Origin of the sequence: Kitasatospora sp. NPDC059327, from assembly GCF_042752535.1 — a bacterium.
Classification (GTDB): domain Bacteria; phylum Actinomycetota; class Actinomycetes; order Streptomycetales; family Streptomycetaceae; genus Kitasatospora.
On the sequence record NZ_JBHYYB010000164.1, the window covers coordinates 1 to 13,201 of the forward strand.

At 70.8% G+C, this 13,201-nt stretch carries 13 protein-coding genes; 2 read left to right on the forward strand and 11 right to left on the reverse strand.

The features are described from left to right. The first annotated feature begins 253 nt into the window (after positions 1-253). A complete protein-coding gene (locus tag ACFXHB_RS42485) occupies positions 254-661 on the forward strand; it encodes a hypothetical protein (RefSeq protein ID WP_380582196.1) in 408 nt (135 codons plus the stop codon). A 499-nt stretch (positions 662-1,160) separates the two neighbouring features. Here the strand turns inward: ACFXHB_RS42485 and ACFXHB_RS42490 are convergent, their stop codons facing one another. The 3 genes from ACFXHB_RS42490 to ACFXHB_RS42500 form a co-directional block, all read right to left on the reverse strand. Then, positions 1,161-2,258, reverse strand: coding sequence for a YncE family protein (locus ACFXHB_RS42490; RefSeq protein WP_380582198.1), 1,098 nt, complete (start codon positions 2,256-2,258; stop codon positions 1,161-1,163). Between the two features lie 199 nt (positions 2,259-2,457). Beyond that, a complete protein-coding gene (locus ACFXHB_RS42495; RefSeq protein ID WP_380582200.1) occupies positions 2,458-2,838 on the reverse strand; it encodes a hypothetical protein in 381 nt (126 codons plus the stop codon). Positions 2,839-2,876: 38 nt separating this feature from the next. Then, positions 2,877-3,941 (reverse strand): hypothetical protein, encoded by a 1,065-nt coding sequence (locus ACFXHB_RS42500; RefSeq protein ID WP_380582202.1) that lies wholly within the window; start codon positions 3,939-3,941, stop codon positions 2,877-2,879. Between the two features lie 70 nt (positions 3,942-4,011). Between ACFXHB_RS42500 and ACFXHB_RS42505 the strand changes: the two genes are divergently transcribed. After that, positions 4,012-4,476: a hypothetical protein gene (locus ACFXHB_RS42505; protein WP_380582204.1), complete on the forward strand. Its 465-nt coding sequence runs from the start codon at positions 4,012-4,014 to the stop codon at positions 4,474-4,476. Positions 4,477-4,496: 20 nt separating this feature from the next. Here the strand turns inward: ACFXHB_RS42505 and ACFXHB_RS42510 are convergent, their stop codons facing one another. The 8 genes from ACFXHB_RS42510 to ACFXHB_RS42545 form a co-directional block, all read right to left on the reverse strand. After that, the gene (locus ACFXHB_RS42510) at positions 4,497-5,201 is read right to left on the reverse strand and encodes a hypothetical protein (RefSeq protein ID WP_380582206.1); all 705 of its coding nucleotides are present in this window, start codon (positions 5,199-5,201) and stop codon (positions 4,497-4,499) included. 69 nt (positions 5,202-5,270) lie between these two features. After that, positions 5,271-5,963, reverse strand: a complete 693-nt coding sequence (locus ACFXHB_RS42515; protein WP_380582208.1) for a hypothetical protein — start codon at positions 5,961-5,963, stop codon at positions 5,271-5,273. Next, positions 5,960-8,320: an XRE family transcriptional regulator gene (locus ACFXHB_RS42520; RefSeq protein ID WP_380582210.1), complete on the reverse strand. Its 2,361-nt coding sequence runs from the start codon at positions 8,318-8,320 to the stop codon at positions 5,960-5,962. Before ACFXHB_RS42520 ends, ACFXHB_RS42515 begins: the two co-directional genes overlap by 4 nt. Next, entirely contained in the window at positions 8,317-8,643 is a 327-nt protein-coding gene (locus tag ACFXHB_RS42525) for a helix-turn-helix domain-containing protein (RefSeq protein WP_380582212.1), read from the reverse strand. The genes ACFXHB_RS42520 and ACFXHB_RS42525 overlap by 4 nt, the downstream gene beginning before the upstream one ends. Further along, on the reverse strand, positions 8,640-9,764 hold the full coding sequence (locus tag ACFXHB_RS42530) for a tyrosine-type recombinase/integrase (protein ID WP_380582214.1): 1,125 nt from the start codon (positions 9,762-9,764) through the stop codon (positions 8,640-8,642). Before ACFXHB_RS42530 ends, ACFXHB_RS42525 begins: the two co-directional genes overlap by 4 nt. A 16-nt stretch (positions 9,765-9,780) precedes the next feature. After that, complete coding sequence (locus ACFXHB_RS42535) at positions 9,781-11,040, reverse strand: hypothetical protein (RefSeq protein ID WP_380582216.1); 1,260 nt, start codon at positions 11,038-11,040, stop codon at positions 9,781-9,783. Then, positions 11,037-12,770 carry a hypothetical protein gene (locus tag ACFXHB_RS42540; RefSeq protein WP_380582218.1) on the reverse strand — a complete coding sequence of 578 codons (1,734 nt, stop codon included), beginning with the start codon at positions 12,768-12,770 and terminating at the stop codon, positions 11,037-11,039. The genes ACFXHB_RS42535 and ACFXHB_RS42540 overlap by 4 nt, the downstream gene beginning before the upstream one ends. Beyond that, entirely contained in the window at positions 12,767-13,099 is a 333-nt protein-coding gene (locus tag ACFXHB_RS42545; protein WP_380582220.1) for a hypothetical protein, read from the reverse strand. The genes ACFXHB_RS42540 and ACFXHB_RS42545 overlap by 4 nt, the downstream gene beginning before the upstream one ends. Positions 13,100-13,201: the final 102 nt, after the last annotated feature.

The following is a 13,201-nucleotide window of genomic DNA, read 5'->3' on the forward strand; positions in this document are numbered from 1 at the left end:
GCGGGCGAAATCACCCAAACCAGGCCCATAGGCCCAACTCTGGCGATACCCTGCCCAGCCAACGCTCAAGCCGCCAAGTGAAGCACTCAGTCACAGAACTGACGGAATCCCCCACGACGTCCCACCCGGCATCCAGGCCGTTCTGATCCAGTTCAATGCCCCCACCGGGCCCATGGACCTCACTCCGCTCACCGCCGCTCACCACTTGCGGCGCCTCGAACTCAAACGCCGCCCTATCGCTGACCTGGCCCCCATGCGGGCCCTGCCTGTCGAATCCCTGGGAGTCACCCTGCACGGCGGCGACCTCGCGCCACTCGAAGGCCACCGACACCTGGCCTCCCTCGACCTTGCCACCACTAATCCGATCGACATCACCCCACTGCTCACCGTCCCGAACCTGCGCGGTCTGGATCTCTCCAGGGCCAACGTCCGGGACCTGACCGCGCTTGCCGAGTTCCCCGACCTGCGCTACCTGGCCCTCAACGGGCGCCAGTGGGCCGCCCTGCTGGATCACGGCGGGCTCCCGCCCACCCTGGCCGCCGCTCGTCTTGCCGAGGCGGAGGCATCCCGTGACGAGGCGCTGTCCTGGGCGGAACGACTCGGCCTGGCCGCCGGGGAGCCTCTCTGTGTGACTGGGGCTATCGCTCCTGACAATGAGTGAGACCGACCGCGATCGATAGTTCGCCGCCCATCCCGGGGCCATGCTCAGGATCAGGACACCGGGCCCACGCGTTCGCGGTTTGACACTCCAGCTCATGGGATGTCTGTCAAGTCCAGCATGTAGAGATTCCGCCCGTTCGGTTTGAGCTTGCCGTCCGTAGCGCCCGTTGATGAGAACCTTCGGAATTCCCCGCTCCTGGTCGCGGTTCCCAGTTCGTTGATCCTTGAGGCGAGTGGGGAGGGTCAGCAAGAGACGGTCGCGGGGCCGCCCGCCCGTTGAGCGTGCGGCCCGACCCGTCAAGCGGAGCCTCCGGCATTGCTGAGGCGCGAGGGCTGCGCCGGCCTGGACGGGTCGGTCCAGGCCGGCGCGCGGGATCAGGGGTGAGTCCTGAGGGCCGCCCCGCGGTGGTGTTGAGGCCCTGGCCGGGCATGAAGCACTCGGACCCGGACGAGCGGGGGTATCCGCCCGCCCCGCTCGGCGTGGGTGGTTCAGGACCGCGCTACGGGCGCCACGCGGTCGGTGCCGCCTGGACCACGACGCTCAGGCGGTCGGGCAGGTCGAACTGCCGACGATCCTTCGGGTCCGTTCCGGGCCGGAGCAGCACACCCTGCTGGCCCTCTTGGTCGTAGTTTGCGGCGACGAAGAGCGTGCCGTCGGTGCCCATGCACATCCCGTGCCCGCTCTCGGCGGGGAAGGTCCCCGTTTCGGTGAGGGTGACGGCGTCGAGGATCCTGCCTTCCTCCCCGACGATCCCGAGGTAGAGGTGGCGGCCGTCGGGGGACAGGACGACGTGGGTGGTGTCGCCCCCGGCCGTGTACTGGTAGCGGGCCTTGACGGCGAGGGTCACCGGGTCGAGGGCAATGATGCCCTCGTAGTACTGGAAGACCAGCAGGCGGGTGGTGTCCGGGCCGGGCATGATCTCGACGCCGCTGACGCCCCCGCCCGCGTAATCGGACTCCCTGCCGAAGCCCACCGCCTCGCCCGCCTTGCCCTCGGCCAGGACGGTCGGCCGCACTGCCGCGACCGTGCGGCCCCGGGTCAGCCCGCCGTACAGGCGCAGTCCGTCCGCGCTGACCGCCAGGTGCCCGATGTCGTCCGTGGCGTCCTCGATGGTGCGCAGGACCGTGTTCGTGGCCGTGTCGATCTCGATTGCCGCGCCGGTCGGCGTGCCGGCGTACAGGCGGCTGCCGTCGGGGCTGATGGCCAAGGTGGCGCCCCACTCCGACACGCTGCCCGGCAGTTCGATCCTGGTTGTGACGTCCAAGGACTTCGTGTCGATCACGAGGACTTCGAAGGTGTCCTTGCTGACGCCGGCCGGTATGTAGAGGCGGCTGCCGTCGGGATGCGCGACCAGCCTTCCGGGCTTGCCGCCCGACAGTGACCGGACACCGACCAGGCGGCCGACCATCGGGTCGATCACCGACAGCGCGCACCCCCCTGTGTAGTAGTCGACCCCGTAGAAGTAGTACGTCGCGGAACTCGTCACGTTGCTGATCCCCTCCCGAACCTGTCGCTTGATGATCAAGCTAGTCAGTCCGCCCGCCCCGGCGCTGGCGAACGCCGAGATCGAAAACGGCAGTCGGACGAACTCCGCCATCGCCTCATCAAGATCGACTCCGGGCGGCTTCGAACCCTCCCCGATTGGCCACTGCCGACAGGTGACCAGCGGATGGCTCCCGGGCTCTGGCGCACCCTCAGGCCAACCACACGTCGTGGGGAAACAGGGCGAGCGGGTCTGGCAGAATCCCCCGGCGATCGGGACGGGCCGTTGGCTCGCGGTCGGGAGCATCGGCTTCTCAGCTGACCGGCCGTTGGCCGGGAGCGACGGGCAGCGCACGGACGCGGGCCGGAGGTTGGGCGAGGGCCTCCAGCAACCGGTGGTTGTCCAGCGAGAGCTGGTTGACCGCTCTGACCAGCCCCTGGACGTCCGCCTTGAGCTGTTCAACCTCGGCGGCGTCCTTGGCCCGGAGTTCCTTGAGCTTGACGATCTGCTTGCGCAGGCGGACCTCACTGTCGGGTACCCGGCCGCGTTCGCGGACCTTGGCGTAGAAGTCGTTCTTCAGGTCGAGGTGGCGCTGGGTCAGTGCGTTGCGCGGCACCCCGGCCTCCTGGGCGAGCGCGACGATCGTCAGCGCCCCGTTCGACCGCTCGGGCTTGCCGGCGAGGATGCGGTCCATGGCGGCGCGGATGCGTGTGCGTTCGTCGGGTGAGGGTGTCACGGCTGGGCCTCGCGGGTGGTTCGGGTGCGGTCGTGATGGTCGGCTTCGGTACGAAGGCGCGCTGCGGTGGCTTGCAGCCGCTCGGCGACCGGGCCGGGCACGTGGTCGGCCTGGCGGTCGAGGAGTTCGGCGCGTCGGCGCAGTTCGGCGGCGTGGTGGTCGGTGCGGGCGATGTTGGCGCAAGCAGGACGGCAGTGGTCGAGCCGCGGGGCCTGCGCGGGCTGGTCGCGGTGGCACAGGGCCTGGGCGGGCTTGTAGTGGCAGAGCACCAAGGCGTGGGGGTTGTCGTAGAGGACGGTCTGCGGCAGGGCCAGCAGGCGACGGGCGGCGGCGGGGGTCAGCAGAGCGCCTTCGAGACGCGGGGCGCACGCGGCAGCGGTGACGGCGTGGCGAGCCGCCGGCCCGGAGATGCCCCTACCGCTCGTGAGGTCGTCGTGCAGCCGGGCGGCAGTGCCGGCGACGGCTCGGGCGGTCTCGATGTCGAGCAGATCGTGGAGGCCGCCACGGCTGCGGGAGGCATAGCCCGCGGAGACGAGGGTGCGCAGGTGTCCGTACTGGATGGCGAGGGCGACCAGGCCGCCGGGGCGGCGGGCGATGTGCCAGGCGAGGGTTCGGCGGAGCCGGACGCTGGTGACCGGGCCGTGGGGGTCGGGCGGGATGAGGGCTCCGCCAGGGTGGTGGCGGATCTGCTCGGTGTTGGCCCAGGCGGTGAAGTCGCGGATGCGTAGTCCGATCGCGCTGGCCCTGATGCTGCTGCCGGTCTCGGCTGGCCCGGCGAGCGGGTCGTGGGCACGGCGGTCGAAGAGCAGCGCGTGGTGGGGGACCATGCGCTCCAGGACTCGGACGGCGCGGACGACCGGGGCGATCGCGACCCAGGGGGTGTCGCGTTCCGCGCCGCCGGAGAGGTGGTTGCCGTCCGGGCCGGTGGCGTTCTTGAACTTGTGGCCGCGGATCAGGTGGTGGTGGCTGTCCGGGCCGCCGGTGCCGGGCGCGGGGTCGGGGCAGCAGCCCGTGTGCAGGGCGAGGACTACTGGCGGGAGGGGGTTATTCCGACCATGCACTATTCCCTCGCGAAGGGCTGTCCCGTTTAAGCAGGTGAGGTGGCGCTGGCGGTCGCGGTACGGTCCCTTGGTGGAGCTCTTGAACCCCGCCTGCCCGCTGCACGGACCCGGCATCGACCCCTCGTCTTTGGTCGGCAGTCGGCTCGTCGAGGTACTGGCGTCCTGGCACACATACGACGGGCGCCGCGGCGATGCGCCAGTCGAGATGTGGCTGATGGACGATCGAGACAGGTCCACCAACATCGCCAGCGGCACCGACTGGTGCCTCATGGTCGGTTCCTCCCGGCCCGATGACGGCGTCGACATGGGCGACTGGGGCAGGATCGACGTCCTGCCCGTACGTGACGAGACACCGCTGGCGCCCCACCTCGGCGAAGTTCTGCTCGGCGTCCGGCAGGAGTGGGAGCCCGCAACAGGGCGCGTGGCGCTTGAGCTGGACTTCCCATCGGGAAGCGTCCGCTGCGAGAGCTGGAGCGGTGACCTCCGTGTCCTGACCGTGGACCGGCCCGCGGGCCCGATAGCGCCAATGTCGTGATCTTGGAGTGGCTGGTGTGATTACGGCGTCGGAGCCATCCTGGATAGCCCCGTCGCCCACAACACCGTTGGGTCGTCCGAGTCCGGCTCGGCGTGCCGGTGGCTGCCACCGCTCAGCGGGGAGTCGGCACCGCTACGGCACCCCGCTCCAGGCCGTCTGCTCCCAAGGAGACGGTCAGCCGTGTCCTGGGCACAGTCGTCGGGTGCTCCGATCGCCGTGAGCGCGGCGTTCACGCGTGCTGGCGCCCCCGGCGGCAACTCGTCGTCGGCGAGCAACGGCAGCAGGAGCAGGAGTCGGGCCGCAGTGTCATGCACGCCGACGGCGGTCAGGTCGGGCGTCTCGGCGATGTGCATGATGTCGCGCCAGGACAAGCCCGGCCCGTACCAGTCGCCGTCAAAGCTGGCCAGCTCCTCTGCCCGAGGCCAGCCTGCTCGGGTCAGCAGGTAGTCGACCCCGAAGTCACCAACGAGGTTCCGGTACACGACGACGGTGCTGTGACCGCCTTCAAACGGGATGCGGAACGCCGGCCAGGCCTGGTCGTCCAGAAGAACCTCAGCCAGGGCGTCGGTGTCTGCGCCATCGTCACCGAACCACTCGGGTGCCGGCCGGACCTCACCCGAGACGGGCCGGCACATGGCCAGAAGGTGATTGGACCAGAACCCGGCGCGTTCAAGCAGCCACTCACCCTCGACCAACGGCCCGAAGTCGTATCCCTTGATCAGCACGGACCAGAGTCTCTCAGGTCCCACCGACGTTCCCTCGCGCCCGGCCCGTCCGCAGTAGCGGGACAGCCCTTAGTCAACGCGAGCCGCGAGGCAGCCGGCCCGGTCGCGTCGGGCGGTTCCCTCCGGCGTGAAGGTGAAGCCGTCCGTGAACAAGGTGCCGCCGTCCCGGAAGGCCCAGAGGACAGGTTCGGCGTGGACGGAAGCCGACGATGAGCTTGGCTCAGGGGCGAAGCTGTTCCAGAGGTGGAAGCAGAGCAGGGTGTCGTCGCGTTGGTCGGTCGCGCAGGCCAGCGTCTTGGGGTAGTTGGGGTTGTTCCCCCCGAAGAGGACCGAGGGCGGACCAAAGGCCGTGACGACATCGCTGAGGAGACGGTCCTCTCGGCACCAGGTCTCGCTGACGCGACGGATCTCGTAGTGCTCGGCCGAGGTGAGGGTCCGGTCGAGTTGCAGCCATCCCTGGCGGTGTGCGATCTCGGCGTAGACCGAGGCCACGGCGCCCTCGTGTGCATCACCCCAGAGATCTTGAAAGGCTCCGCGCACGCCGGTGGAGGAGGATCCTCGGCGGGTTTGCAGGTCCTTCAGTTCCTGCTGCCACTCCTGCTCGGAGGCCTCCGCGAACGCCACCGCGTCGAGGTAGAGCCTGATCGCGGTCTCACCGCCGTACATTCCCGGGCGGCGCAGGGCGCCGTTCAGGTGCGTGACCAGGTAGTCGAGCACTTCTTGGGCTGTGCGCCCGTCGTTGCGTCCGGTCGGGTCGGTCATCGTCTGCCTTCCTGTTGGTCCTCGGCGCGTGCTGCGAGGTACTCGGCCCAGTCGCGTCGGGCGTAGGTGACCCAGCGGATCGCGGTGTGGCGGTGCATGCCGGTCAGGTCGGCGAGGATGGGGCTGGGGAGGTCGGCGGCGAGCGCGGCGAGGGCGGAGTTGCGGGTCGCGCGGACCGAGATTCCGTGGCGGTTGAGCTTCTGCGTCATGGCGTGGGTCGAGATGGGCTTCCCTGGGACCAGGCCGGGGAACAGTAGCCGGGGGCCCGGGGTGGCCTGGGCGAACAGGGACCGTGAGCCGGGCAGGGGCTCTTCCGCCAGCTGGTGCAGCAGACCGGCCAGTCGCGGGGGCAGCAGCACGGGGTGCCGGCCGAGCATCAGGTGGGTGTGCTTACTGCCGCGCTGCAGGTGGTCGGGCGTCAGATGGCAGAGCCGTTCTGTGGACGGACCGAAGAGCAGGGTGATCGCGCCGGCTGATCGGACGTCCAGGGGCAGGGCGTCGTCGGTGAGACAGCGCTGGAGGAGGCTCCAGCGGTCGTCCTCGTCGAGCAGGGCCTGCGGCTCCTGCTGCGGGATCGAGGGGACGACGAGCTTGCGGCTGAGCCGGCGGCTCGCCGTCCAGCTCAGGAAGTAGCGGATCAAGTAGCGCCGTTGGCTCGGGCCGCCAGTGATCCAACCGTCGACGTGCTCCTGGGTGAGGTCTGCGAGTGCAAGTTGCTGCTGGTCGAGCCAGGCCAGCAGTTCCAGGGCCACGCTGACGCGCCGTCGAAGATCGCGGTCGGCGGAGGCCGGGTAACGGCGGACGGCGGCGCGTTGGCGTGCGCGTCGGAGCAGGAACCATTGCAGGAACGGGCGGGCGAGGTTCGCGTGGGCCGCCGGCTTGTCGGCCAGTTCGTGCTCCAGCCAACCGGGGATCCGTTCGATGTCCTCGTTGCGGGCGCCCAAGACGCCGTTGTGCACCAGGAGTTGGCGGATGTAGCGCTGGTTCCGGCTGGGCGGTAGCTCGTCGAGCAGCTCGTGGCTGAGCGGACGGTCCTCGGTGACGAGGCGGGCGAGGAGCTTGCTGTTCGGGCTCTCGCGGATCCACTGGATCGCCTGGAAGGGCGCCGGAGCGGCAGCCAGCGCCGTCGCGAGCGGCTGCAACTGCTCGGGGACCACGCCGTCGGCCCCGGCGAGCAGGAGGTTGACCCGCTCGGCGAGAACGCAGAACGCGCACCGGCCCCGGCTGTGGGGGTTGCCGGCCCGGCCGCACTGGCGGCAGGTGTAGTCGGCGGCGAAGCCGACGCAGGGTCCGCAGACGCCGGTGCCGTCGGCGTCCCGCGCGATGAGCGGCTGGACCGTGCCGCAGCGTGAGCACTCGGCCGGCGACCGGAGGACGGTGTTGTAGCAGGTCATGCAGACCGGCCCGATCGGCCATCGCGTGTTGACCGGCTTGGTCCGGCCGCAGCGGGCGCATGGCTCACCCTGTCGGTTGCGCCGGTAGCAGTTGCCGCAGACGGGCTGGCCTTGGAGCTTGCTGCTGCAGGGGCGGATGCGACCGCAGGCGGAGCAGGTCACCTCGGGGCCGCGGTAGCAGCCGTCACACAGGTCGGGCTCACCGTCGTGCGCGTTGCGTGCGATGCGCTTGAGCTGTCCGCACCGGCCGCAGGGCCGTCGTGGGCGACGGTGGCGGTTGTAGCAGAGGTGGCAGACGGCGCCGTCGGCGTCGACCAGTGCCGCGACCGCGGTCTTGCCGCAGGTCACGCAGGTGTGAGTGGGGCGCTTCCAACACCTGACGCACAGGCCCCGGCCGTCTTCTCGGCGGACGACCGGGTTCTGGTGCTCGCCGCACCCGGCGCACTCCTCCAGGCGAGCGGGGTCCTTGTGGTAGCAGACCGTGCAGATGCCGCCCTCGGGCCGGCGGGCGGAGATCCGCATGCCCTCGCGCTGGCAGCGCGCGCACGTGGCGCGGCGACTGTTGGCGTCACAGGTCGCGCAGAGCCGTCCCTCGGGCCGGAGCTGGCGAAGGTCGGTCCGGACCGTGCCGCAGTGCGCGCAGCCGGGGCGGACCACCGGATGGCCTCCCTCGTGCAGCACCTGGGTCAGTCGCAGCAGGACCGGCGGGCAGAGAGAACTCCCGGAGGTCAGGGCCGCGGGATGGCCAGCCAGGTGCTCGGCGAGCTCTTCAAGGTAGCGGGCCGCCCCGCGGACGGGGATCGGCACCGCGACCGCCAGTGCGGCTGCGGCCTCCTCGGCGCCGATACCGGGCAGGGCCGCGGTGAGCCGGGTGGTGACAGCGGAGGTGGCGGCTTCGAGGCGCGCGGCCTGGGCGGCGAGGCGAGCCACGACCGACGGCGCGGTCGGCGAGGGCGCGGTCACAGGCCCTCCGGGCGCCGGATGGAGGTCCGACGCACGGCCGGCAGCGGACCGGGCGTCTCACCGCCGGCGGTCTTGCGGACCTCCTGGTTGACGACCTGTACCTCGATCAAGTCGTTCGGCTGGCAGGCGAGGATGTCGCACAGGGCCGCCAGGACATCCATCGACAGCCGCTGCGGAGGCTGCGTGACCAGCCGGAAGACCTGCTCGCGAGAGAGGGCGATACCCCGTTCGGCCAGCAGCGGCACCAGGTCGGTGGTCTGGAACATCTCCCGGTCGGCCATGAGCTTGCGCAGGTTCCAGCGGTAGCCCATCTTCTTGATCACTTGGGGTCCTCCCAGATGCCGGGGTAGCGATGGGTCAACTTCCGCTGCAGGAGCCGGTTGCGGTACTCGTCCGAGACGCCGGTGTAGATGGCCGTGGTGCTGGCGTAGCCGTGCCCGGCCTGGTCCTGGACGAACCGCTCCGGGTAGTCGAACTCGACGAGATGCGTGATGTACGAGTGCCTCAGGCAGTGCAATTTCAGCTCTTCCGGCAGGTCAGCGGCCTTCCGTGCGGCGTCGAAGGCTTCGTTCGCCGACCGGCGGGACAGGCGCCCACTGCGTTCGGTGACCCAGATCGCCGGATGCTTCCCGGCACCGAACCGGGGGCGAACCTCGGTCAGGTAGTGGTCCATGACGTCGACGATCCAGTCCATCTCCGGGACCGTGAAGATGGTGCGGCGCTTGGGCGGGCTGCCCTTCGAGGACTTCCCGTACCGGACGAACATCGCCGCGTGGCGGCCGTACTGCGGTGCCTTCGGGTTGCGCCGCAGGTCGGCGACGTCGAGATGCACGCTCTCCCGACGACGCATGCCGTAGGCGTAGTAGCTCTTGAGCAGGGCGGAGTCCCGCATCGCGGCCAACGCGCCCTTGCGACCGCGCTTCCGGATCTCCTCGACCCGTCCGTCGGCGGCGTCGAACAGGGCCTGGATCTCGTCATAGGTCAGCGGGCGACGACTCGGGTCGCCCTCGTACTCGCTGACGTGGGTGACGGTGTTCCACTCGTGCAGGATCTGCACCGGTACCTGGCCGAAGCGCTCCTGGCAGACGTTCATCCAGCCGTAGCGCGCGTCCGTGATGTACTCGCAGAACAGCCGTAGGTGGTTCTGGTAGCCGCGGCCGCTCGACACCGTGAACGTCGGCGTCTTCGCCCGCAGGTGGTCGATGAACGCCTCGACCTCGGCCGGCTGCCACTGCCACGGGTACTGGTTGGTGAACTCGGCGAACCGACGGACCAGCGACAGCCGCGGCTTGATGGTCGAGTCCCAGTTCAGGAAGCGGCTCCTCTGCTGCTTGGTCCACCCCTCCAGCATCGCCTCGAACACCGCCGGCTCGGGGTCCAGATACGAGACCCCGTCCACAAGCATCAGGTGGGCCGCCCCAGCCAGATCAGCCGCTCTAGCCACTCCGACCTCCGTTGCGTTAGATGCAACATTGTTGGGATGGCAGGCGTCGAGCGCAAGAGCCGCTGGCCGATCGGTTGCCCCTCGCCCGGTGACCGCAAAGGCACCCCCTCCCACCTGTGGTTATGAGTGTTGCCCGCCCTGCCGAGTGTTGCATCAAACGCAATTCCGCCCCTTTCTCCTGGGGGCGCATGCCCGTCAGATACAGACAGATGATCATCGCGGCGGTGCCCAGGTGGCGCATCAGTTCTCCGGCCTCGGCGAAGTCCAGGTGCTCGCGCCAGGGACGTCCCTCGATCCGTCCGGTCACCGGCACCCGCAGCGGACACGGTCCCGGCCGGGCGGCCACCGCCTCGCCGAGCCGGTGGATCTGCACGAACCGGTCCACCTGCAGGGGACTGGCTCCGGTGGTGGCGGCGACGAACAGGCGGGCGACGGTGGGCGCGGGACCCCTTCGTGTGGCGGGCAGCGGGGCCTGGGCCCGCACGAGCGGCAGAAGGTATGCCTCCAGCGCGGCCCTGCCCGCGGGGGGCGAGGGTGTGGTCGCGGCCAGGTCCGCAAGGCGGCGCTTCTCGGACCAGCCGGCCAGGATGTCGTCGGCGAAGTCCTCGACCATCCGGATCGCCCAGACCAGCAGCGGGCCGATGACCTGCGGGTCCAGGGGCTCCGTGCTGTTCTCCCCGCCGCCTCCGCCGCTGCCGGCGGGAAGGTGGTCGTCGGAGCCCTCCGCCTCCCAGGCCGGTTCGGCGATCCCTGCGGGGCGGGCCGTGAGCCGGTCGAACGCCCACAGGGCCGTCAGCCGGCCCGGGATCCTCTCCCCGCTGTTGCGGCTCACGCCGTCCTCCCACCGCCTGGCGGTGTAGGCGGCCCAGTGGTCCTGCGTGCACGCGGCCAGGTCGTCGATGCCCCGTTCGTGCAGCCAGCGGGCCAGCCGGATCCACTCGCGGCAGGTGTCCGCCATCTCCGCGGCCGAGGAGCGGCCCCGGGCCCGGACCCCGCGGCCCTGCAGGCGGGTGGGGCGGAGCTGTCCGTTGATCATGGTCCAGGCGACCGTCTTCAGCTGGTCGCGCAGCACCGGCGGGCAGCGCCGCCAGTGGACCGCGAGCAGGCTGGTGCCGGGGCTGTCGACGAGCTGGGCCAGGGACCACACCGCGTCCCGGAATCGGGAGCCGGGGTGGTGGTTTCCGGCGTTGATCCATTGCGGAAGGACCACGGGGGTGTCCGGGGCGGGCGCCGGCAGGACGTACGGGTCGTCCGCGGCCGCGAGGGTGGTGCTCACGGGGTCAGGTCTCCTTTCAGGAGGAGGCCGACGACGGTGCGGTCGGAGTCGTCGACCGTGGCCAGGGCGGCGTTCCAGGCGGCGGGGCCGATTCTTTCGTGCAGGTCGTCCAGGCGCGTCAGGTGGTCGTGCCACCGGTCCTGCCAGATCCGCTCGGGCAGTGCGGATCGCATGCTGTCCAGCTGCCGGCGCAGGTGGGCGAGGCGGCCGTGGTGGCCGGGGTGGACGTGCGCGTTGGGGCAGGCCAGGCAGAGCAGGAAGTCCGCCGCGCATCCCCCGCCCGGGGCGGGCCAGGGGCTGGCGGATTCGTCCTCGCAGTCGGCGGTGGCCGTCTCCCGGTGGGACGGGTCCGGGGCCTCGCCCAGGTGGCCGCCGAAGACGGCCGAGCGGGCCAGCCCGAGGGCCTCCAGCGCGCCGTCCTCGAAAACCTGCCGGGAGGCGTCCTGGACGCGCAGGTCGGGAAGGACGTAGACGCTCTCGTGGGTGCCCCGGGTGTGCTGGAGCGGCCGGCCCTCCCGGGTCACCGTGGTCCGCCGGGCCCGCTGGAACGGTGACCCGCCCACCTGGTGACGCCGTGCCCAGCGCTTCCCGTCGTCCCGTGAGACCCCGAACCGCAGGGGTTCGACGGGCCGGGGACGGTCCAGGTCGTGTTCCACGTTCCCCACCATCTGGGTGCGGGCGGTCATCAACAGGTCCGTGCCCGGGGCCAGGCGGGCGGCCAGCGCGCGGGCGTGCGCGGTGGCCTCCAGCGCCTGGGTGATCAGGCGCCCGGGCGAGTCAGCGCCGGAGTCCGTGACGTTCTCCGTCGAGAACCAGTGCCCGCCGCCGGCCCGGCGCTTCTCCACCTGGACCTGGTAGGTCACCGTCGCGCCCTCGCCGGCCGACGGCGCGGTCGTGGGAGCGGGCATGCGGTCGTAGACGGACAGGTTCCACCCGAAGCGGTCGGTCAGCAGCACCGCGAGCGCCGTCAGCTCTCCGCGGGTCGGGAACAGCCGCCCCCAGGTCTGCTCGACGCCCCCGCCGCCGAGGGGACGACGGTTCGTCACCGCGAGCTGGCCGCCCGGCAGCGCGGTGCGCGGAACATCGCCGATCCGGGCAAGGTGGTCCAGGATCCGGCCGAGCTGTTCCTGAGGGCTCCGGGCGGTGAGCTCCCCGGCCCGCCAGCGTTCCAGCAGCAGGGTGTTCTCGCGGACACGCATCCATGCGGCCCGGAAGTCCCGTTGCGCGGCCAGGAGCACCCGGGCCCGTTCGTCCTCCCCGTACGACTGCTTGCTCCGCTCCGCCCCGGGGACGCGGCGGGCCAGCTCCTCGGCCACCGGTCCGGAGCCCAGCCGCGGGTCCCGACGCAGCAGCAACCGCACCACGTGCAGTCTCCTCCGTCCGCTGGTGGTGCCGACATGGCACGCGCGCCAGCGCTTCAGGCACGCCACCGTCAGCTCGTCCAGGTCCTGCGGCAAGGGATCCAGGGAGGACACGAACCGGGCGAACACCACCACCTGGATCCAGTAGCTCTTGGCGGTGGCATGGCTGGACCAGAGGCGGGACTGGGCCGCGAACACGGCGGCCAGCGAGACCTGCATCGGCGCCGCAACCGGCAGCTCGGCGAAGTCGAACGCCATCGGGTGCCCGGACTTGTTGACCACCCTGACGACCAGCCCGTCCGGGGCGAGCTGCGGCTCGCTGCGGTGGTCGGGCGGCGGCGCGACCGCCCGGCGCCCGCGACCGCTCACTGCCCCGCCCCCGTCAGCGAGTCCACCAGGGCATCCACGTCCTGGATGCCCGCGGACTCCCGCGCCAGCCTGGCGAACACCGCGTCGAGGTCCTCGACCCCGCGCCCCGTGCCGTCGGCGTCGCTGTCCTCGGCTGCCGACAGGATCGATTCGAGGTGCAGGTGCGACACCGGCGCGAGGTAGTGCCGCTTTGTCGTCTCCACGTCCGCGTGCCCCAACAGCGTCTTCACCAGGAACCACGGGTCGCCGAACAGCAGCGCGAAGTCCCGCCGGTCCCGCGCGGTCAGCCCGAACCGGCTCTCCATCAGCCGGTTCAACACGATCAGCATGTAGAGCGCGAACGTGTGTCTTGTGTCCGCAGAGGCCGTGTGCGGATCACTCCGTGTTGGTATGGAGCTGGCGAGTCTCGGAGCGGGCGTTTGCCGCACTGA